Origin of the sequence: Pseudomonas sp. IT-93MI4 (assembly GCF_949767635.1) — a bacterium.
GTDB classification, from domain to species: Bacteria; Pseudomonadota; Gammaproteobacteria; order Pseudomonadales; family Pseudomonadaceae; genus Aquipseudomonas; species Aquipseudomonas putida_A.
In genome coordinates, this window is sequence record NZ_CATKPP010000044.1 from 478,557 (window position 1) to 498,340 (window position 19,784).

Sequence of the window (19,784 nt, forward strand, 5' to 3'; positions counted from 1 at the left end):
ACTCATGACTGAAAGAACCCGCGCTGCGTCAGCAGATCACGCGCCAGATACAGCGCCGCCAGGGCACGGCCTTCGGTAAACTGCGGGTTTTGCGCCAGCGCCGCCAGTTCACGCAGGTTGACCTTGTCGACGCGCATCGGCTCCGGCTCGTCGCCCTCCAGACGCTCCTCGTACAAATCGGTGGCCAACACCACCTGGATCTTCTGGCTCATGTAACCGGGCGACAGCGACAACTCGGTCAGATGTTCCAGCTGGCGCGCGCCGAAACCGGCCTCCTCCTTGAGTTCGCGCTCGGCCGCTGCCAGCACATCTTCACCCGGCTCGATCAAGCCTTTGGGCAGGGACAGTTCGTACTCGTCAGTGCCGCCGCAGTATTCCTCGACCAGCACCGCGTGTTCGCTGTCGAGCATCGCCACAATCATCACCGCGCCATAACCCGCGCCTTTGCCGACCAGACGCTCGTAAGTGCGTTCCACGCCATTGGAAAAACGCAGCTTCAGTTCTTCGACGCAAAACAGACGACTGGTGGCGACAATCTCGCGGGCGAGTACAGTGGGTTTCTGGCGCATGCAAAGCTCCTTGGCGTGAACGCGCTACTATAACGCGGCTTTCCCGATTGTTTGTGTCGGATATCTTTCTACCGCTCGAGACGTTGCCATGCCTTCTTTACCGTGGTCTGACATCGATACCGTCCTGCTGGACATGGACGGTACCCTGCTGGATCTGCACTTCGACAACCATTTCTGGCTGGAACACCTGCCGCAACGCTACGCCGAACTGCACGGGGTGAGCCGGGCCATGGCCGACATGGAGTTGCAGCCGCTGTTCGAGCGCCATGCCGGGCAACTGCAGTGGTACTGCCTGGATTTCTGGAGTGCCGAACTGAAGCTTTCGGTGCGCGAGCTGAAACTGGAAACCGCGCACCTGATCGCGCTGCGCCCGGATGCCGACACCTTTCTGCAGGCGATCAAAAAAGCCGGCAAACGGGTGATCATGATCACCAACGCCCACCGCGATTCGCTCTCACTGAAACTGGAGCGGATCGAACTGGCGCCGTATTTCGAACGGCTGATCAGCTCGCACGATTACGGTTTCCCCAAAGAGAGTCCGCAGTTCTGGGATGCCTTGCAGGCGGATATCGATTTTGATCCGGCACGCAGTCTGTTCATCGACGATACGTTGCCGATTCTGCGTAGTGCGCGGGAATTTGGTGTGACGCATTTGTTGGCGGTGAAAGAGCCGGATAGCCGCAAGGGGCCGAAGGACACGGCTGAGTTTGCGGCGGTTGAAGACTACCGCGATTTGATGCGGGGTCTCTGATTTCCTGTAGGAGCTGCCGAAGGCTGCGATCTCTTGACTTTGATTGTTTAAAAAACAAGATCAAAAGATCGCAGCCTTCGGCAGCTCCTACAGGGGTTGTGAGTTACTCAGGGATACGCAGGGTCTGGCCCGGGTAGATTTTGTTTACATCTTTGAGCATTGGTTTGTTGGCCTCAAAGATCTTGTTGTACTGATTGGCGTTGCCATACACCGCGAGGGAAATCGCACTGAGGGTGTCGCCTTTTTTCACCACGACAAAACGTGCGGCAGCCACAACCGGCCCGGTCACGGTGATCTGATCATCAACACTGCCCACGCCTTCGATGTTACCCACCGCCAGCAGAATTTTTTCCTTCTCCTCCTGACTTGCAACTTCACCGGTGACCGTCACCTTGTCGCCGTCCACGGTTGCCTGAACATTCGGGTTGCCCAACCCGACCTTGCTGATATGTTCCTTCAACTGCTCGCTGGCATTGGCATTACCCGGGGTCAGCAGGTCGATCAGCTTTTCACCGGCTTCTTTCACAAAGCTCAACAGACTCATAGCGCACACTCCTTGATTGGGATTCCAGACGTCCAAGCCTAGACCACACCAGACCAACCCGGTTCCGGGCCGACCAATGACCCGGCAGCCGCTTGATCGACGCCATCTATCAATAGATCGACAGTACCGATTAGACGCGACAAGTTGCCGCGCCTAGTCTTAGCGTTGATCAATCCGTCGGTGATGCCATGAACGCCAAGCGCCCAACTTGCGCGGCGCCTGCAATCGAAACACCCGCGCCCGCCGCCAGCCAGACCTACAGCTACAGCGATCTGCCCCTCGTGGAATCGGCCAGCACCGCGCTTGCCGAGGAAGTCGCGTTGGCGATTGCCTACAACGGCATCAGTCAGGCGGTGATGCTGGTGACGCCGACCGATCTGGAAGACTTCATCGTCGGTTTCAGCCTTGGCAGCGGCATCATCGAAGACGCCAGCGACATTTATGACCTGCAACTGACCGGCGCGGGCTCGGCGCAATACGCGCAGGTGACCATCGCCAACCGCGCGTTCTGGAACCTCAAGCAACAGCGCCGACAACTGGCCGGCACTAGCGGTTGCGGGCTGTGCGGCGTCGAGGCGGTGGAACAGGCCTTGCCTGACCTCAAAGTGTTGCCCGGCGCACCGTTGCCGCCCGCTGCCTGGCTCGACGGCCTGCGCCAGCGCATCGGCGCGTTCCAACCGCTCGGTCAGCACTGCGGCGCGGTACACGCAGCGGTGTTCATGAACGCCAGCGGTGAATTGCTGCTGGGCCGTGAAGACATCGGCCGGCACAACGCCCTCGACAAACTGATTGGCGGGCTGATCCGCCAGAAGATTTCCACCGAAGGCGGCCTGGCGATTGTCACCAGCCGTTGCAGTCTCGAATTGATCCAGAAAGTTTTACGCGCCGGCATCCAGACTCTGGTCAGCCTGTCCGCGCCAACGGGCCTTGCCGTGCAATGGGCCCGTCGCCACAACCTCAATCTCATCCACCTGCCGCAGAAGAATGCGCCGCGGGTCTACAGCCCAGCGATGGAGAATCAAGCGTGAGCCAACATCATCAAGCCGACCAGAAACCTGTCCCGCGCTACAAACCTTACAAAGGTGCAGCTGGCGGCTGGGGTGCCCTGATCAGTGTGGCCCAGGCCTGGTTGACCAGCGACAACGCGCTGAAAAACCTGCGCATGATGCTCAAGACCAACCAGAACGGCGGTTTCGACTGCCCGGGCTGCGCCTGGGGCGATTCGCCGGAAAGCGGCATGGTCAAGTTCTGCGAGAACGGCGCCAAAGCGGTGAACTGGGAAGCGACCAAGCGTCGGGTGGACAGCAAGTTCTTCGCCAAACACAGCGTGACCTCGTTGCTGGAGCAGAGCGACTACTGGCTTGAATACCAGGGCCGCCTGACCGAGCCGATGGTCTACGACGCCGAGACCGACCGCTACAAACCCATCGCCTGGGACGATGCCTTTGCAATGATCGGCAAACACCTGCAAGCGCTGTCGAGTCCGGATCAAGCCGAGTTCTACACCTCGGGCCGTGCCAGCAACGAAGCGGCGTACCTGTATCAGCTGTTCGTGCGCGCCTACGGCACCAACAATTTCCCGGACTGCTCGAACATGTGCCACGAGGCCAGCGGTGTGGCGTTGGCGCAGAGCGTTGGCGTCGGTAAAGGCACGGTCACCTTCGACGACTTCGAACACGCCGATGCGATTTTCGTCTGGGGCCAGAACCCCGGCACCAACCACCCACGGATGCTCGAACCGTTGCGCGAAGCCGTGAAGCGTGGCGCACAAGTGGTGTGCATCAACCCGCTGAAAGAGCGCGGTCTGGAACGTTTCCAGCATCCACAGCACCCGCTGGAAATGCTCACCAATGGCGACAAACCGACCAACACCGCGTACTTCCGTCCGGCACTGGGCGGCGACATGGCGGTGCTGCGCGGCATGGCCAAGTTCCTCTTGCAGTGGGAACGCGATGCGCAGAAGGCCGGTGAACCTGCGGTGTTCGATCACGACTTCCTCAATGCCCACAGCACCAACGTGTTGGAGTATCTGGGCGTGGTCGATGACACGCCGTGGGAGCAGATCGTCGCGCAGTCCGGCCTGACTCTGGTGGAGATCGAGCAAGCGGCGCGCATGTACGCCAAAGGCAAGAACGTCATCATGTGCTGGGCGATGGGTATCACTCAGCATCGCCATTCGGTGCCGACCATCCAGGAAATCGCCAACCTGATGTTGCTGCGCGGCAACGTCGGCAAACCCGGCGCTGGCCTGTGCCCGGTGCGCGGTCACAGTAACGTGCAGGGCGACCGCACCATGGGCATCAATGAGCGTCCACCGGTGGCGTTCCTCGATTCACTTGAGCGGCGCTTCCAGTTCAAGGTGCCGCGTGACAACGGGCACAACGTGGTCGAGGCGATCCACGCCATGGCCGAGGGCCGCGCCAAGGTCTTCATCGGTCTGGGCGGCAACTTCGCCCAGGCCACGCCGGACAGCCCGCGTACCTTCGCGGCGCTGAGCAATTGCGACCTGACCGTGCAGATCAGCACCAAGCTCAACCGCAGCCACCTGGCCCACGGTAAAGATGCGCTGATCCTGCCGTGCCTGGGTCGAACCGACATCGATATCCAGGCCGAAGGCCCGCAAGCGGTCACCGTGGAGGACTCGTTCAGCATGGTTCACGCCTCCAATGGCCAGTTGCAGCCGCTGTCGAACCAGATGCGCTCGGAGCCTGCGATCATCGCCGGCATCGCCGCCGCCACCCTGGGCAGCAAACCGGTGGACTGGAACTGGCTGGTGGCCGATTACCGGCGCATCCGCGACCTGATCGCCGATACCATTCCGGGCTTCAAGGACTTCAACGAGAAGGTCAAGAACCCGGGCGGGTTCTACCTCGGCAACAGTGCCGGTGCACGCAAGTGGAACACCCCGTCGGGCCGGGCCAATTTCCGCGCGAACATGCTGCCCAAGGATCTGGTGCACGAGCGTACCCGCGCCACCGGGCAACTGCCGGATCTGATCCTGCAATCGATGCGCTCCCACGATCAGTACAACACCACGATCTATGGCCTCGACGACCGTTATCGTGGGGTCAAGGGTCAGCGCGATGTGTTGTTCGCCAACGAGGCCGACATCATTCGTCTGGGCTTCCGCCCGGGACAGAAGGCCGACATCGTGTCGATCTGGGACGATGGCCGTGAGCGTCGGGTGAAGGGCTTTACCTTGCTGGCGTTTGATATTCCGGCGGGTCAGGCAGCGGCTTACTACCCGGAAGTGAATCCGCTGGTGCCGCTGGAAAGCACCGGGGATGGCAGTCATACGCCGACGTCGAAGTTCATTGCGATCCGGCTGGAGGCAGCAAGCGAGACTGGGTTGATCATGGCCAAATCTGCGTAAAGCGTTGCCTGGACTGACCCCTTCGCGAGCAAGCCCGCTCCCACTTTGGAATGCATTTCAAATGTGGGAGCGGGCTTGCTCGCGAAAGCGGTGGCACATTCAACAAAACTCTTCGTACCTTGCACCCTTCCAACGCCCACAAAAAAGGCCGCTTTTTCACAAAAGCGGCCTGTCCGAAGTAGCTAAAGACCGGCGAAAATCGCTTAAGTTCCGCATACAAAACAGCAACTTGCATAATTGTATACAAGTCGTGTTATTCGTCGGATTTCGATTGTCAGCCTTGTTACACAGCCTCAGGATCGGCGCCGTCATCCCTTTGAGGCTCCTCTATGAAGTTCTCCTCGATTCTCTTGTTGTCCCTTGGCCTGGTCAGTGGCTTCGCTTCTGCCGGAGGCACCACCGAAGCAGGTGTGGGCGGCGCATTGGGCGGGGTTCTTGGCTCGGTCGTCGGTCAGTCTTTAGGCGGCAGCACAGGTTCAACCATTGGCGCAGCTCTGGGCGGCGCGGGTGGTAGCGCGGTCGGCGCCAACAAACACAGCCGTGGCGAAGCGGCCATTGGCGGTGCGTTGGGCGCAGCCGGCGGTAACGTGGTTGGCCGCAGCATGGGCGGCACCACCGGCAGCCTGATCGGTGCCGCAGCAGGTGGCGGAGCCGGTGGCGCGCTGGGCAACTACATGGGTAACCAGAGCAATGACGAGGGTCGTCATTACGATCGCGGCCGTGACGACCGTCGCTACTATCGCGACCGTCACCCTGGCCGTGGCCACGCTTATGGCCACCGCAAGCATCACCGCTACTATCGCGACTAATCCGTTGCGTTAAGCGCGAAAGCAAAAATCGCAGTCCAAGGGCTGCGATTTTTTTTGCTCTGGTTCAAACCACCAGACGCTCCAGCGCGTCACGCAATCTGCCTGGAATCGGCACCGGCTGATTGCTCGCCCGATCCACGAACACATGGACAAAACGCCCCGCTGCACATGCCTCGCTTTCACCGACCTTGAACACCGCCAGTTCGTATTGCACTGAACTGTTACCCAGCTTGCCGACCCGCAGACCGATCTCGATCAGGTCCGGGAACGCGATCGAGGCGAAATAATCGCAAGATGAACTCACGACAAAACCCACTACCTCGCCGTCGTGGATATCCAGGCCACCGACCTGAATCAGGTAAGTGTTCACGGCAGTATCGAAAAAGCTGTAGTAGGTGACGTTGTTGATGTGGCCATAAGCATCGTTGTCGTGCCAGCGGGTGGTGATCGGCTGGAAATGCGGGTAATCGGCGCGTTGCGCCATGGTGCTGGACATCGGTATCGACTCCTTGAGTTATCTGTCCAGTCTAAAGGTAAAAACCTTTGCCTCGCGCCGCCAGCTCGCCAATCAGTGGCGCCGGCCGCCATTGATCGCCCTGTCGCGTCTCCAGCGCCAGCAAGCGCTTGTGAATGTCCGCCAGCCCCTGATCGTCCGCCCAGGCCATCGGGCCGCCTCTGTCCGCCGGGAAGCCGTAGCCATTGAGGTACACCTGATCGATGTCATGCGCCGATTCGGCAATGCCTTCCTGCAGAATTTTCGCGCCCTCGTTGACCAGCGCCAGAAGACACCGCTCGAGGATTTCCTCGGACCCAATCTCCCGGCGCTGAAAGCCGAGGCCTTCGCTGACGCTCAATATCAGCGCATCGACCTCGGGATCATGCTCGGCCTGACGACTGCCTGGCTCATAGTGGTAATAACCATTGCCGGATTTCTGCCCGAATCGGCCCATCTCGCACAAGCGGTTGTCGACCTGAACCTCTGGCGCATCCTGCCCCTTGCCGGCCAATTCGCGCGCGCGCCATTCCAGATCGATGCCCACGACGTCATACATGCGGAACGGTCCCATGGCGAAACCGAAGCCCTGCAAAACCGTATCGACCTGCTGTGGATAAGCGCCCTCGAGCAGCATCTTGCGCGCCTCCAGCACATACGGATGCAACATGCGATTGCCGATAAAACCGTGGCAGTTGCCCGACACCACACTGACCTTGCCCATGCGCTTGCCCAGAGTCAGTGCGGCTTCCAATACCGCCGGTGAAGTCTGCGCCCCGCGAACGATTTCCAGCAGTTTCATGATGTGCGCGGGGCTGAAGAAATGCAGGCCGAGCACTTGCGATGGACGTTTTGTTGCAGCGGCAATCGCATCAATATCCAGTGCCGAGGTGTTGCTCGCCAACAACGCCTCAGGCTTGAGCAGGCCATCCAGTTCGCGAAAGATCTTCTGCTTGAGCGCGAGGTTTTCGTACACCGCTTCGATCACCAGATCGACATTACGGATTGCCGGGTAATCCGCCGCCGCGCTGATCCGGGCAAGACGTGCATCCGCTTCGACCTGATCGATCCGGCCCTGGCGCACGTTGTGTGCATAAGTCTGCGCCACGGTGCCCAGCGCCTGTTCGAGCATCTGTGGATTGTTATCGACCCACTGCACGGCGATGCCGGCATTGGCCAGGCACATGACAATACCGCGGCCCATGGTGCCCGCGCCGATCACGGCAGCTTGCTGAATATCGAAGGATGTCTGGCTCATGTTGTTCTCTTGTTGGCGATCCGAAGACAGCCTTCACCATAGTCAGGCACTGGGCGTTTTTGAAGTTTATTACCGTGATGAGCGACATTCAGCGCATGGATACAGGCCGCCATGGCATCACACGCTCCCACAGGGTTTGTATTTACTCGAGCAGATGATTGTCAGCCCAACTGCGGACTTCCGCGTACGGATACTGCTCCAGCGCCGCATACCCCGAGATCGTCCGCGCCTTCAACTTGGTAAACAGCGGCACGCTGATCCCGCACAGAAAACGCGTCAGGCGCTCCGCCGTCGGCACATGGCCGGTGTGCTGTTCGTGCCTGTGGATAAAATCACCGCACAACGCCGCAAAATTTTTATCCACAAGGGCTGGCAACTCGGGAGGTGCCGGAAGCCGCACGACATCACCGTGGCACACCGAACAGTGCCCGCAGTGCTCGGGCGCATTGTGGTCGCCGAAGTACTCGGCCAGGCGATAACCCAGGCAGCGCTCAGTGGCGAACAGTTCGAGCATGGCGTGAATCCGCGCGACTTCAGTCTGTTCATGCCGGGTGAAGTACTCGTGCAACTCGGCGCTCAGCACAGCGCTGTCGAAATCGCTGTGCAGCACGTTGTAGACCTCGGTCATCTGCTTGCTCTCAAGCTCGACCCAGCCCTTCTCCTGAAAATAATCCAGCGCCGTCACCACCCGATTGCGCTCAGCCGAATACTGCGTGTACATCGCCTCGAAATTCACCGTGGCCCAGGTACGTGCGCGGCTGGAGGTGTGAATGATGGCCGCGACAAACTCCCTGCGCTCTCCCTCGAAACGCTCAAGCAACGCTTCCGGCTCCAGCAGGTATTTGAAACGGTATTCGGCGTAATAGGCATAGCGCGGAGCAATCAGGCCGCGCAGATCCATTTGCACCAACAACGTCTTCAGCGGCAGCGTGCGAATGTTGCTCTGATCCGCCAACGGCCCGAGCAGAAATTCCCACTGCCCTTCAGCTGCGGCAGCCTGCATTTCCTCCAGCACACAACGTATCCCCTCGCGCTCCGGGGTATCGCCGTAGACGAAATTTTCCAGCACGTTGAGGCTGTCGCGGTTGGCCAGCACCAGGCAATCCGACGGCTGTCCGTCCCGCCCGGCGCGACCGATTTCCTGACTGTAGTTCTCGATGGATTTCGGCAGGTCGAAATGCATCACGTTGCGGATATCGCTCTTGTCGATGCCCATACCAAAGGCAATGGTTGCGACTATGCAATTGGACTGCCCGGCCATGAAGCGCTTCTGGATCGCCTCGCGCTGATCGTTGGGCAGCCCGGCGTGATAAGCCTCGGCCTGTATGCCGTTGCGCCCCAGATGTTCGGCGATGTGCTCGGCGGTTTTCTGCAGCGTGACGTAGACGATGCTCGGCTGGCTCGCGCGCTCGCTCATCCACTCCACCAGCCGCCGGCGCTTGTCCTGGCCACGCACCGGTTCTACCAGCAGATTGAGGTTTGGGCGATAGAAACCGGTGGTCACAACATCTTCGGCAGCGATGGCGAATTTGGCTTGCATGTCGGCGATGACTTTCGGCGTCGCCGTGGCCGTCAGCAGCAGGGTTTGCGGGATATTGAACTGGCATTGATAGTCCGGCAGCTTCAGGTAGTCGGGGCGGAAGTTGTGGCCCCACTCCGAGATGCAGTGCGCCTCGTCAATCACCAGCAGCGAGATCGGCACCTGCTGCAAAAAATTGCGAAAACGCTCGTTCTTCAGGCGCTCCACCGAGATCATCAGGATCTTCAATTCACCCGAACGGGCGCGGGCCATCACATCATTGGCGTCATCGCGGCTTTGTGCCGAATCGATGCTGCCGGCACTGATGCCGTGACGCTTGAGGAATGCCAGTTGATCCTGCATCAACGCCAACAGTGGCGAGACCACCAGGGTCAGATGTGGCAGCAACAGTGCCGGTACTTGATAGCACAGCGACTTGCCAGACCCGGTGGGGAAAATCGCTGCCGCCGAGCGCCCGGCCAGTACCGCGCTGATCGCGGCTTCCTGCCCGGGTCGAAACTGTGGATAACCGAAAACCTGTTCCAGGGTGTTGTGCATGCGCTGTCACTCCGTTGACCGCTGTGATGCCAACAGCCTAGCGGGCGATCGCAGCGAGTCGAGAAAAGGCCGGGGTCAATTCAATACGGGATGATACAGCCAATAGCGCAGACAACTCGGTCCACTGCAGGAGCGAGCCTGCTCGCGAAGGGGCACAAAACAGCGATACAACCTTACCCGTTCAGGGCCGCAAAACCGCCACTCGCAGTTGCTCGTTCAACACCTGCTCATGCACGCCTTGGCTCTTGCTCGCCCACAACGCATGAGCCGGGCTGATGTCACCGGTGAAGGCCGCCGCCAATTGCCGCAGTTCCGCAACACTGCGCACGCGCGGGCAGAACGGCTGCCCGTCACAGTCAACGCTGGCGTTGCGATAGGTGCTCAGCAAACGATCCCACAGACCGTCACGCACCTGCCTGATCGACTTGAGCTGCACATGCGGCACACCCAGTCGCTGCTCCAGCCCTGCCTCGTCCAGCGCTTCACTGGCGAGCAAGGCCCTGCCGAACATCAACACCTCGGCGCGCGAGGCGGTATCGATGCCAGTCTGGCTGGAGAGCGCATCGGGCCAACCGGTGCGTTCGAGGTCGGCAAACGTCCAGCCGTTGCCGGCATCAGACGCCATGGCCAAACGGCAACCACTGGCCCACAGCAATAAAATCGAGGCCATACGTAGCCACTGCATACTCAATTCCCTTTAAGCGCGTATCGGACGTTTGGAAACGTCCTACAGATTCTGGCGCGCACCATACATAGATCTGCCAAGAAACGCCTGTGAATCCTGTGGGAAATTTCTGCGCTAGGGGTTTCACCCCGAAAAAACCGCAAAACCTTGTAGGGCATATGCCCGGCCCTCGGAAAATCCCCTACGAACGGCGTCCATTGCGGCGCTCTTGTGAGTGCTCGCCACGCACTTCTATAGTGGCCGGCGCGACTGACCACTGAATCAGCCCCGCCCGAGTGCCTTTGTAAAGGACAAGCCTCACCATGATTACCCGCTATCGCCCCTTGAAGACTTGCTACAACGAAAATCCCGTATTGGTCATCGACACTCAGTCCAGCCATCGCGATCTGCTTGATGCCGCTGACCAGCGACTGCGTGCCGCCAGCGATCTGCTGGAAACTCTTTACTGTTTATGTTTCAAGCAGGCCGACGTGAAAGATATACCTAACATCGTCAATGCTCTTTATTTATTAGTGCAGGATGGCTGTGACTTGCTCGAAGTAGCAAAACATAAAACCCAACAACAGACCGACACTGAAAACAACTAAAATCCAGAAACAACAGAATGCTTTAATAAACGGCCAAAAAAGACCTAAGTTGTTGACTCTTACTTTAACCGAGAGCAACACAATGACTGTTTTAACTATATTTTTTTGCGGAACTGGTTCCAATAAATTCGACGTCACCCACGAAAACTTCTGGAACGGCGAACTGATTTCCACCTTGGCTTCCAATCATTTGGGCCACGAGTTTGCCGAGTGGATCGTGGTGGACGGCCCCGGCAGCGGCAACCTGCAGGCCGACGATCTATTTACCAAGACCAAGGAATACGGCATGAGCGGCACCTTGTTCGGCAAGGGCTGGGAAGAAAACGTGTTGCATGCGCTCAACATCATCAAGGGCAAGTGCGACTGGCAACGCGAGCAACTGACTGAAGCCGAATACAATCGCCTGAAAGCTGCCGGCATTCCGATCGAAGATGTAAAAGTCGAGGGTTCCTGGTTCTGGCGCAAATATAATTACGGTAATCGCAGCATTACCCAGCAGCAATTACAGGAAGGAATCATCAAAACCCACCGCAAGGATGGTGTTATTCCGACTCAAGTCAATCTCGTCGGTTGGAGCCGGGGCGGCATCAGTTGCCATATGTTGGCCAATGCAATGTTCAAGGACAGTCTGCTGAAAAACATCCCGGTCAATATCTTTGCGCTTGATCCCGTGCCAGGCATTGGTAACTTTCAGGAAGAGCGCGTCAAACTCGCGGGCAATGTCAAAGAGTATGTAGCGTTCTATGCTCGTGACGAACGCTCCAAAGGTTTCAGCTGCGTCATCCCACAGACCGCTACCGGCACTAAAACCTACATCTATCCTATGGCTGGCCGCCACGCCACCATGGCCGGCAATGCCACCAGCAGCGGCGGCGTCCCGACCGGCGCCAGTGATCTGAAAGCGCTGTCCGAGCCCGGACGCATCGTGCGCCACCTCGCCGAAACCTGCCTCAAACGCTGGGGCGTGCAACTGCAAAAAACGTTGAATCTGACCCAGGCCGATCTGGAAAACCTCACCAACGGCATCGCACGCGACGAAGCCAAATACACACTGATGCACAAACATTCCTACACCTACTTCACCGAGCTGGACCAAGGCGAGCGCTACGTTTCGCTGGGCAGCAAAGGTGTACCGTTCACCAGCGTGAAGGGCGAGATCTACAAGCCGGCGACCGGCCTGGCAACCAGCTTGCTGGATATTTCGGCGTATCAGCATTTACGTTGAAAAACGATTAAAAATCGGTAGGAACGTCCGATGCAATCTTCATCCCGTTCCTACATGCCACGACTCTTTGTCGCCTATCGCGGCTTGAGGGCACAAATCTATAGTCGTGACTGTCGCTGGCAAATCAGCGGCTCGGGCTTGGTCACCCGGTGGGACACATAAATGCGTCCGTTGTATGCTGCCGGCAATTCAAATGTCTGCACGCTTAATGGTGGCTGTGTTTGGGACGCCTTTGAGCGTGCCGGACTTGTGTGTTCCTTCGGTTGACCAACCCGAACACAGTTCGCCTCCCATCGCTTGGTCACGGTGGGATGAATCCTCACGACATTTGGAATACACACTATGAAAGCATGGACCCCGCTTCCCCTCGATCGCTACCGCTCACTCGAATCCAACCTCACCGACACCAAGCCCCTGATCATCGACACAGAGGCCAACCCGCAAGACATCCTCGAATGCGCCGTCCAGCGCCTGCGTGCCTCCAGCGACCTGCTGAAAACCCTCTACTGCCTCAGTTTCAAACAAGCCGACGTCGAAGACATCCCCCATATCACCCACGCCCTCTATCTGCTGACGCAGGATGGCTGTGACCTGCTGCAGGTCGCGCAGCAGCAGATGCTCGGCTGGAAAGCACCGCTCTGAGGCTGACAGTCTTCCGGTCGCTCTCACGCCTAACCTGAGACAGATGAGCGACACTCGTGCAAGCATCGAAAATCCCAACCAATCCGTCCACACGATTGCGCTACACTGTAATCCTGCACCAAGAGGCCCATGCCATGAGCAAATTGACGTTCCAGCAAAAGCAGGCTTATTACGAAAAAGTACGTCGGTCTAACTACTTGGCGAGCCTGCGTCTAGAAGGGTTCGATACCAATCGTAGCGATGCTGAAAGACCGCTTCCATCACGGGAATCAGTCATCGAAAAATACCGTCAGAACACACGCTAATGGTGGACAAGTACGGGGTCGGGCAAGACCCCTACTGCTACCCTGGAAGTGATGTCCTGCGTAACTTGCTCAATATTCGCTGTGAAGAAGAACTGCACAAAGCAGAGCGAGAACTATCAGAGATCGCTATCAGTCGATTTCCTCTTCTTCCCCCTCCATATGATCTAACCCTTTTTCAACATATCCATAGAACTCTGTTTTGCGATGTCTACGACTGGGCCGGGCAGCCGCGAACAGTCAACATTCAGAAGGGGGATACCTTTTTCTGCACCGCAGAAAGAATTCTCCCAGAGGCAGAGAAAATATTTCGCGCCATGGAACGTGATGCATGGTTCGTGGGGCTGAACAAAGAAGAGCTCGTCGTGGCTATCGCCGAAACCTATGGCGACTTGAATGTCATTCATCCTTTTCGCGAAGGTAACGGGCGTGCTCAGCGCATCCTTTTTGAGCAGATCATCATCAATGCGGGCTTTACGGTTGATTGGTGGCTGATCAAGGAAGACGCTTGGATTTCGGCAAATGTTGATGCGGTTGCATGTGACTATCGTGGACTTGAAGATATCTTCGAGAACTGTATTGGCGGGCCACTCCTCCCTTAAGTGGCATTATTCTGGCCGTTTACCCCAAATTCTGCGGGAATAATGGCAATCAAGCCGATAACGACAGCTAAACCGTCACCCACAAAAAAGCCGCCCCTAGAGGCGGCTTTCTCATTACTGCAACCAATTTTACAACTTAGGACCCGCAGCCTTGATCGCATCGCTCACTTCGAACTTCTTGAAGTTCTCGATGAACAGACCGGCCAGCGCCTTGGCCGCTTCATCGTAGGCAGCTTTGTCAGCCCAGGTGTTGCGTGGGTTGAGCAGGTTGGTTTCAACGCCCGGTACGGCCAGTGGCACGTCGAGGTTGATGGTGTCCAGGTGCTCGGTGGCGGCACCGATCAGCGCGCCGCTCTGGATCGCTGCGATCACCGCACGGGTGGTCGGGATATTGAAGCGTTTGCCGACGCCGTAGCCGCCGCCGGTCCAGCCGGTGTTGACCAGGTAGACCTTGGAGCCGAAGCCGCGGATGCGCTTGATCAGCAGCTCAGCGTATTCGCCAGCCGGACGCGGGAAGAACGGTGCGCCGAAGCAGGTGGAGAAGGTCGACTTGATGCCGCTGCCCGAACCCATTTCAGTCGAGCCCACCAGCGCGGTGTAGCCGGACAGGAAGTGATAGGCCGCTTGTTCTTCGTTGAGGATCGACACTGGCGGCAACACGCCGGTCAGGTCGCAGGTCAGGAAGATCACCGCGTTTGGCTCGCCGCCCAGGTTCTTCTCGGAACGCTTGGCAACGTGCTCCAGCGGGTAGGCCGCGCGGCTGTTCTGGGTCAGGCTGACATCGGCGTAGTCAGCGTGCTTGGCGTCGTCGATGACCACGTTTTCCAGGACTGCGCCGTGCTTGATGGCTTTCCAGATGACCGGCTCGTTCTTCTCGGACAGGTCGATGCACTTGGCATAGCAGCCGCCTTCGATGTTGAAGACAACGCCTTCGCCCCAGCCGTGTTCGTCGTCACCGATCAGGTAACGGCTCTCGTCGGCGGACAGGGTGGTTTTACCGGTGCCCGACAGACCGAAGAACAGGGTCACGTCGCCTTCTTCGCCGATGTTGGCAGCGCAGTGCATTGGCAGCACGTCAGCGGCCGGCAGCAGGAAGTTCTGCACGGAGAACATGGCTTTCTTCATTTCACCGGCGTAACGCATACCGGCGATCAGCACTTTCTTCTGCGCGAAGTTGATGATCACGCAACCGTCGGAGTTGGTGCCGTCACGCTCAGGCACGCACTCGAAGTTGGCCACGTTGAGCACTTGCCACTCGTCACGACCGGCCGGGTTGTACTGGGCCGGGTTGATGAACAGGCAACGACCGAACAGGTTCTGCCAGGCAGTCTGGGTGGTCATTTTCACGGCCAGGTAGTGATCTTCAGCCGCACCTACATGCACGTGGGAAACAAAGTGCTCTTGCGCGTTGTTGAACGCCTCGACACGAGCCCACAGCGCGTCGAACTTGTCGGCCGGGAACTTGCGGTTGATCGGGCCCCAGGCGATAGCGGCCTCGGTGGAAGGCTCTTCAACGATGAAACGATCGACTGGCGAACGGCCGGTGCGATGACCGGTGCGGACTACCAGAGCGCCGGTATCGGCAAGCTCGCCCTCACCGCGTTGCAGGGCTTCTTTAACCAGATCATCAACACTCAGATCGGTGTACACGGCGTTATTGGCTTGCGTCATGAGGTTCCCCGTCGGCCAGTGGCCGAGTGTGCTCCAAACGTTTTGTAGTAGAAAGTCGTGCACTACTACCGCGAAAAAAGTGGGCCGGATTATGCCAGAAAAGCCCAAAAAGAGTAGGGTCCTCCCGTCGTAACGGCGAAATTCCGTCGTTACGCAGTGAATTTACCTGCGCTGAACCGTTTTAGTGCCGGGTATCTGACGGCGTGTCGACGCCTGCGCCAGCAAACAATTGAGCAATATCGGCCGCATCGAACAGGTAACGCTGGTTGCAGAACTGGCAATCGATCTCGATTTCGCCACCGCGTTCTGCCACCAGTGCCTGTGCGTCTTCCAGACCCAGACTGACCAGTGCATTGCCCGAGCGTTCCCGCGAGCAGCTGCAACGGAAGCGCAGGTTCTGCACATCGAACAGGCGCACCTGCTCTTCGTGGTAGAGGCGATGCAGGACGGTTTCGTTGTCCAGGCTGAGCAATTCATCGGCGGTCAGGGTGCTGGCCAGAGCGGTGATGTGCTGCCAGCTTTCGGCGCGCTCTTCTTCGTCTTTCAGGCGGTCGGCCGGCAGTTGCTGCAGTAGCATTCCGCGAGCACGGCGGCCGTCGGCGAACAGCTTGAAGCGGGTGCCGACCTGTTGCGACATGACGAAATAATTGGTGAAGCACTCGGACAGGGTTTCACCATCGAGGTCGACGATACCCTGGTAACGCTGGCCGATCGTCGGGTCGACGGTCAGGGTCAGGTCACCGCCCGGCATCAGGTCGGCAAGCGTGGCATCCGCAGCGATCTGCTCGGCGTTGTATCGCGCCAGGCCACGGATCTCGCGCTCGCTGGAGCATTCGATCATCAGCAGCGGAATCGGCCCTTCGGAGCGTGCCTGCAAAATCAGCAAGCCGTCGAACTTCAGGGTGCCTACCAGCAGCGAGGCGGCCGCCATCAGTTCGCCCAGCAATTGCGCGACCGGCTCCGGGTACGGGTGCTTGGCGAGAACTTCGGCGTAGCTGCGTTCCAGCGCCACCAGTTCGCCGCGAGTGTCGCTGTCATCGAAGATGAAGCGTTGGGTGTAGTCGGTATCCGGTAGGTCGGTCATAGGTCTGGGTATCTGAATTGATGACAAAATGGTTACAAAAGATGAAAATCCCGCGCTTCTCCGCACCCGTTTGGTGCGAAATGTTCAGCCACGGGAGGCATTTTATGAACAATCCGGGTTTGTTCCAATCACGGTGGAACCTCGGCCGGCTGGTTCTGTGCAACGTAGTGCCATTGGCGCTACTGGCTTTCTGGTTATGGCCTACGGGCCAGATGCTGTGTGTGATTTTCGACGAGTGGCTGTTCCGCTCGCTCAATGCACCTCTGGCCAGCAACCCCATATGGCTCCACATCTGGGCAATTGCAAGTCTGCGTCCGTTCGACATCGTCGTCGGACTGATTCTGCTGACGCTGCTGATCAAGGGTGACTGGGTGTTCAAGGCGATTGATGTACGTCGCGCCTTCTTCGGTTTTTTCTCGATTCTGCTGTTGATGGTGGTGATTCGCGCGCTGTTTTCCAAATTCGCCGACTACATGGACTGGCAGCACAGCAGCCCATCGATGGTGCTGGAAGGCGCGGTGCACCTGAGCGACTATTTCCCGCATCTGGAAAAAGCCTGGGAGCTGAAGGATCGCTCGAGCCAGAGCTTCCCCGGTGACCACGCTTCGGTGTTGCTGATCTGGGCGCTGTTCATGGGCGTATTCAGCCGTACTGTCGGCCAGTTCCTGACAGTCTGGGGCTTGGCGTTACTGTTCATGCTGCCACGTCTGGTGGCCGGCGCGCATTGGGGCCAGGACGATTACATCGGCGGCATGCTGCTGGCGGTGTGGGCGTTGGGTTGGGGTTACTACACACCGTTCGCTTATCACGCCGCCAACTTCTGGCTGAAGGTGACTGCGCCGGTTTTCGCTTTACTGGGCAAGCTGCCGCTGGTTTCGCGGATGAGTGTGGTGTCTGCCGCGAACTGACAGTTTGCACACACCTGTGGTGAGGGAGCTTGCTCCCGCTTGGCTGCGTAGCAGTCACTGAACCAGTCGACTCGGTTGTACTTTGAAATACATGATCGACTGGATTGGGAGTCCTTCGGCCTCCAGCGGGAGCAAGCTTCCTCGCCACAATGGTGCGCCGTGCCGGTCAATCGCTATTGCTGTTCCCACGAAATTTAAACAGATCCCGCCGCTGCTTCTTGCTCGGTTTGCCGTCGGTACTCACACCTAACGCCCCGGCCTTGCGCATCGCCGCTGCCGCTTCACGTTTGGCAATACTCGCCTCGGTCTCGGTATACAGCGTCTGCGCCTCGGGTGCGCCGCGACGTACGATCGACAAGGCTTCAACCCTCACCGTGCGCTCTTCAAAGCCGGTACGAATCTCGAATTCATCGCCAATGCGTGGCTCTTTGCCAGGCTTGCAGCGGTCGCCTCGGCAATGCACCTTGCCACTCTCGATGGCCGCTTTGGCCAAGGCCCGGGTTTTATAAAAGCGCGCCGCCCACAACCATTTGTCGAGACGGACCTTGTCGTCCTCTTCGCTTTTTTGTGCCATGGAATTTCCTCATTCTGAAATATTGATGAACTGTACTACCGTTTCTGTCGTGCCATGAATTACCCCGTCCCGGATTACAATGCACACCTGCCGACACCTGCTTGAGGGGTCGGCGATCCGGGCCGTAGATATCTGTCGCCTTTTAACCCTTATTCTGCGTGAATACCGCGAATTCGGCCGCACGCGGCCCGAGCGGTTTCTGCCGGTTGAGCACCTTTGAAGACATTTGACCATTTGACCGTTGTCGGTCTGCGCGAGTGGGTGGCGCTCCCTGATCTGGGAGTCGCCGGTCTGCGGGCGAAAATCGACACCGGTGCCAGCACCTCCAGCCTGCATGCCACCGACATCGAGCCGTTCGAACGCGACGGCGAGAAGTGGGTGCGTTTCACCGCGCACCTGGGCACGGTGGTGCAGTTGCGTCACCGGCGCTGCGAAGCGCCGCTGGTGACGCGCAAAACCATTAAAAGCTCCAACGGCCAGGCGCAGGTGCGCTATGTGATCAGCACCACCCTGGCCCTCGGTGATCGGGTCTGGGCAGTCGAGTTCACCCTCGCCTGCCGCAAGTCCATGCGCTATCGCCTGTTGCTCGGTTCCAAAGCCCTGATCGATGGCCAGTTGGTGGTCAATCCGGGCATCAAATATGTACAAGACAAGCCGGTGTTCCCGGTATCTACCTCCTCCACAGGTGTTGCATGAAGATCGCTGTGCTGTCGCGGAATCCGCGTCTGTATTCCACCCGTCGTCTGGTCGAGGCCGGCACCGAGCGCGGGCATGAAATGGTGGTGATCGACACCCTGCGCGCCTACATGAACATCGCCAGCCACAAGCCGCAGATCCACTATCGCGGCAAGCCGCTGGAAGGCTTCGATGCGGTAATCCCGCGGATCGGTGCGTCGGTGACGTTCTACGGTTGCGCCGTGTTGCGCCAGTTCGAAATGATGGGGGTGTTTCCGCTCAACGAATCGGTGGCCATCGCCCGCTCGCGGGACAAACTGCGTTCGCTGCAACTGCTGTCGCGTCGTGGCATCGGCCTGCCGGTCACCGGTTTCGCTCACTCGCCGGATGACATTCCCGACCTGATCGACATGGTCAACGGCGCGCCGCTGGTAATCAAGGTGCTGGAAGGCACCCAAGGCATCGGTGTGGTGCTGTGCGAAACCGCTACGGCTGCCGAATCGGTGATCGAGGCGTTCATGGGCCTGAAGCAGAACATCATGGTCCAGGAATACATCAAGGAAGCCGGCGGTGCCGACATCCGCTGCTTCGTGGTCGGCGACAAGGTGATCGCAGCGATGAAGCGTCAGGCCAAGCCTGGGGAATTCCGCTCCAACCTGCACCGAGGCGGCAGCGCCAGCCTGATCAAGATCACCCCGGAAGAACGCATGACCGCGTTGCGCGCGGCCAAGGTCATGGGGCTGGCCGTGGCGGGTGTGGATATCCTGCGTTCGAACCACGGGCCGCTGGTGATGGAGGTGAACTCGTCGCCGGGCCTGGAAGGGATCGAGACCACCACCGGTAAGAACGTGGCGGGGATCATCATCGAACACCTTGAGAAGAATGGCGGGCCGAACATGACCCGGACCAAAGGCAAAGGCTGATCCGTTTGAAATGTGGTGGCTGACAGGCCGCC

At 58.7% G+C, this 19,784-nt stretch carries 21 protein-coding genes; 12 read left to right on the top strand and 9 right to left on the bottom strand.

Going from position 1 to position 19,784, the window contains the following annotated elements; all coding sequences use genetic code 11:
- Window positions 1-2: 2 nt before the first annotated feature.
- Complete coding sequence (gene nudE, locus ACM6I7_RS19000) at window positions 3-569, bottom strand: ADP compounds hydrolase NudE (RefSeq protein ID WP_047600934.1); 567 nt, start codon at window positions 567-569, stop codon at window positions 3-5.
- An 88-nt stretch (window positions 570-657) separates the two neighbouring features.
- Between nudE and yrfG the strand changes: the two genes are divergently transcribed.
- The gene (gene yrfG / locus ACM6I7_RS19005) at window positions 658-1,320 is read left to right on the top strand and encodes a GMP/IMP nucleotidase (RefSeq protein ID WP_027611222.1); all 663 of its coding nucleotides are present in this window, start codon (window positions 658-660) and stop codon (window positions 1,318-1,320) included.
- A 103-nt stretch (window positions 1,321-1,423) separates the two neighbouring features.
- On the opposite strand, the gene lysM is transcribed toward yrfG, so the two are convergent.
- Window positions 1,424-1,864 carry a peptidoglycan-binding protein LysM gene (gene lysM, locus ACM6I7_RS19010; protein WP_027611221.1) on the bottom strand — a complete coding sequence of 147 codons (441 nt, stop codon included), beginning with the start codon at window positions 1,862-1,864 and terminating at the stop codon, window positions 1,424-1,426.
- 188 nt (window positions 1,865-2,052) lie between these two features.
- Between lysM and fdhD the strand changes: the two genes are divergently transcribed.
- The 3 genes from fdhD to ACM6I7_RS19025 all read left to right on the top strand — a co-directional run bounded on the left by fdhD (window position 2,053) and on the right by ACM6I7_RS19025 (window position 6,046).
- Complete coding sequence (gene fdhD / locus ACM6I7_RS19015; RefSeq protein WP_330206727.1) at window positions 2,053-2,892, top strand: formate dehydrogenase accessory sulfurtransferase FdhD; 840 nt, start codon at window positions 2,053-2,055, stop codon at window positions 2,890-2,892.
- Entirely contained in the window at window positions 2,889-5,237 is a 2,349-nt protein-coding gene (locus tag ACM6I7_RS19020; RefSeq protein WP_414889032.1) for an FdhF/YdeP family oxidoreductase, read from the top strand. The genes fdhD and ACM6I7_RS19020 overlap by 4 nt, the downstream gene beginning before the upstream one ends.
- Window positions 5,238-5,566: 329 nt before the next feature.
- Complete coding sequence (locus ACM6I7_RS19025; protein WP_027611218.1) at window positions 5,567-6,046, top strand: glycine zipper domain-containing protein; 480 nt, start codon at window positions 5,567-5,569, stop codon at window positions 6,044-6,046.
- A 64-nt stretch (window positions 6,047-6,110) separates the two neighbouring features.
- Here the strand turns inward: ACM6I7_RS19025 and ACM6I7_RS19030 are convergent, their stop codons facing one another.
- The 4 genes from ACM6I7_RS19030 to ACM6I7_RS19045 form a co-directional block, all read right to left on the bottom strand.
- Window positions 6,111-6,542: an acyl-CoA thioesterase gene (locus ACM6I7_RS19030; protein ID WP_103368287.1), complete on the bottom strand. Its 432-nt coding sequence runs from the start codon at window positions 6,540-6,542 to the stop codon at window positions 6,111-6,113.
- A gap of 31 nt (window positions 6,543-6,573) precedes the next feature.
- Complete coding sequence (locus ACM6I7_RS19035) at window positions 6,574-7,797, bottom strand: 3-hydroxyacyl-CoA dehydrogenase (RefSeq protein ID WP_285373149.1); 1,224 nt, start codon at window positions 7,795-7,797, stop codon at window positions 6,574-6,576.
- A 142-nt stretch (window positions 7,798-7,939) separates the two neighbouring features.
- The gene (locus tag ACM6I7_RS19040; protein WP_414889033.1) at window positions 7,940-9,874 is read right to left on the bottom strand and encodes an ATP-dependent DNA helicase RecQ; all 1,935 of its coding nucleotides are present in this window, start codon (window positions 9,872-9,874) and stop codon (window positions 7,940-7,942) included.
- A 181-nt stretch (window positions 9,875-10,055) separates the two neighbouring features.
- Window positions 10,056-10,559: a polysaccharide deacetylase gene (locus ACM6I7_RS19045; protein ID WP_096796723.1), complete on the bottom strand. Its 504-nt coding sequence runs from the start codon at window positions 10,557-10,559 to the stop codon at window positions 10,056-10,058.
- Between the two features lie 302 nt (window positions 10,560-10,861).
- Here ACM6I7_RS19045 and ACM6I7_RS19050 point away from each other — a divergent pair, with 302 nt between their 5' ends.
- From ACM6I7_RS19050 to ACM6I7_RS19070, 5 genes are all read left to right on the top strand, one after another.
- On the top strand, window positions 10,862-11,146 hold the full coding sequence (locus ACM6I7_RS19050; protein WP_096796724.1) for a hypothetical protein: 285 nt from the start codon (window positions 10,862-10,864) through the stop codon (window positions 11,144-11,146).
- Window positions 11,147-11,228: 82 nt separating this feature from the next.
- Window positions 11,229-12,371 carry a hypothetical protein gene (locus tag ACM6I7_RS19055; protein WP_096796725.1) on the top strand — a complete coding sequence of 381 codons (1,143 nt, stop codon included), beginning with the start codon at window positions 11,229-11,231 and terminating at the stop codon, window positions 12,369-12,371.
- A 342-nt stretch (window positions 12,372-12,713) separates the two neighbouring features.
- Complete coding sequence (locus tag ACM6I7_RS19060; RefSeq protein ID WP_096796726.1) at window positions 12,714-13,013, top strand: hypothetical protein; 300 nt, start codon at window positions 12,714-12,716, stop codon at window positions 13,011-13,013.
- A 134-nt stretch (window positions 13,014-13,147) separates the two neighbouring features.
- Window positions 13,148-13,318 carry a YhfG family protein gene (locus ACM6I7_RS19065; RefSeq protein ID WP_096796727.1) on the top strand — a complete coding sequence of 57 codons (171 nt, stop codon included), beginning with the start codon at window positions 13,148-13,150 and terminating at the stop codon, window positions 13,316-13,318.
- The gene (locus tag ACM6I7_RS19070) at window positions 13,318-13,917 is read left to right on the top strand and encodes a putative adenosine monophosphate-protein transferase Fic (RefSeq protein WP_096796728.1); all 600 of its coding nucleotides are present in this window, start codon (window positions 13,318-13,320) and stop codon (window positions 13,915-13,917) included. The genes ACM6I7_RS19065 and ACM6I7_RS19070 overlap by 1 nt, the downstream gene beginning before the upstream one ends.
- A gap of 129 nt (window positions 13,918-14,046) precedes the next feature.
- Here the strand turns inward: ACM6I7_RS19070 and ACM6I7_RS19075 are convergent, their stop codons facing one another.
- Window positions 14,047-15,588, bottom strand: a complete 1,542-nt coding sequence (locus ACM6I7_RS19075) for a phosphoenolpyruvate carboxykinase (protein WP_414889034.1) — start codon at window positions 15,586-15,588, stop codon at window positions 14,047-14,049.
- A 181-nt stretch (window positions 15,589-15,769) separates the two neighbouring features.
- Window positions 15,770-16,672 (bottom strand): Hsp33 family molecular chaperone HslO, encoded by a 903-nt coding sequence (gene hslO, locus ACM6I7_RS19080; RefSeq protein ID WP_247840776.1) that lies wholly within the window; start codon window positions 16,670-16,672, stop codon window positions 15,770-15,772.
- Between the two features lie 104 nt (window positions 16,673-16,776).
- Between hslO and ACM6I7_RS19085 the strand changes: the two genes are divergently transcribed.
- The gene (locus ACM6I7_RS19085) at window positions 16,777-17,580 is read left to right on the top strand and encodes a phosphatase PAP2 family protein (RefSeq protein ID WP_414889035.1); all 804 of its coding nucleotides are present in this window, start codon (window positions 16,777-16,779) and stop codon (window positions 17,578-17,580) included.
- A gap of 166 nt (window positions 17,581-17,746) precedes the next feature.
- Here the strand turns inward: ACM6I7_RS19085 and ACM6I7_RS19090 are convergent, their stop codons facing one another.
- The gene (locus ACM6I7_RS19090) at window positions 17,747-18,154 is read right to left on the bottom strand and encodes an RNA-binding S4 domain-containing protein (RefSeq protein ID WP_098966686.1); all 408 of its coding nucleotides are present in this window, start codon (window positions 18,152-18,154) and stop codon (window positions 17,747-17,749) included.
- 234 nt (window positions 18,155-18,388) lie between these two features.
- Here ACM6I7_RS19090 and ACM6I7_RS19095 point away from each other — a divergent pair, with 234 nt between their 5' ends.
- Both ACM6I7_RS19095 and rimK read left to right on the top strand, forming a co-directional pair.
- The gene (locus ACM6I7_RS19095; protein ID WP_007964698.1) at window positions 18,389-18,850 is read left to right on the top strand and encodes an ATP-dependent zinc protease; all 462 of its coding nucleotides are present in this window, start codon (window positions 18,389-18,391) and stop codon (window positions 18,848-18,850) included.
- The gene (gene rimK, locus ACM6I7_RS19100) at window positions 18,847-19,752 is read left to right on the top strand and encodes a 30S ribosomal protein S6--L-glutamate ligase (protein WP_007949201.1); all 906 of its coding nucleotides are present in this window, start codon (window positions 18,847-18,849) and stop codon (window positions 19,750-19,752) included. Before ACM6I7_RS19095 ends, rimK begins: the two co-directional genes overlap by 4 nt.
- The last annotated feature ends 32 nt before the right edge of the window (window positions 19,753-19,784 follow it).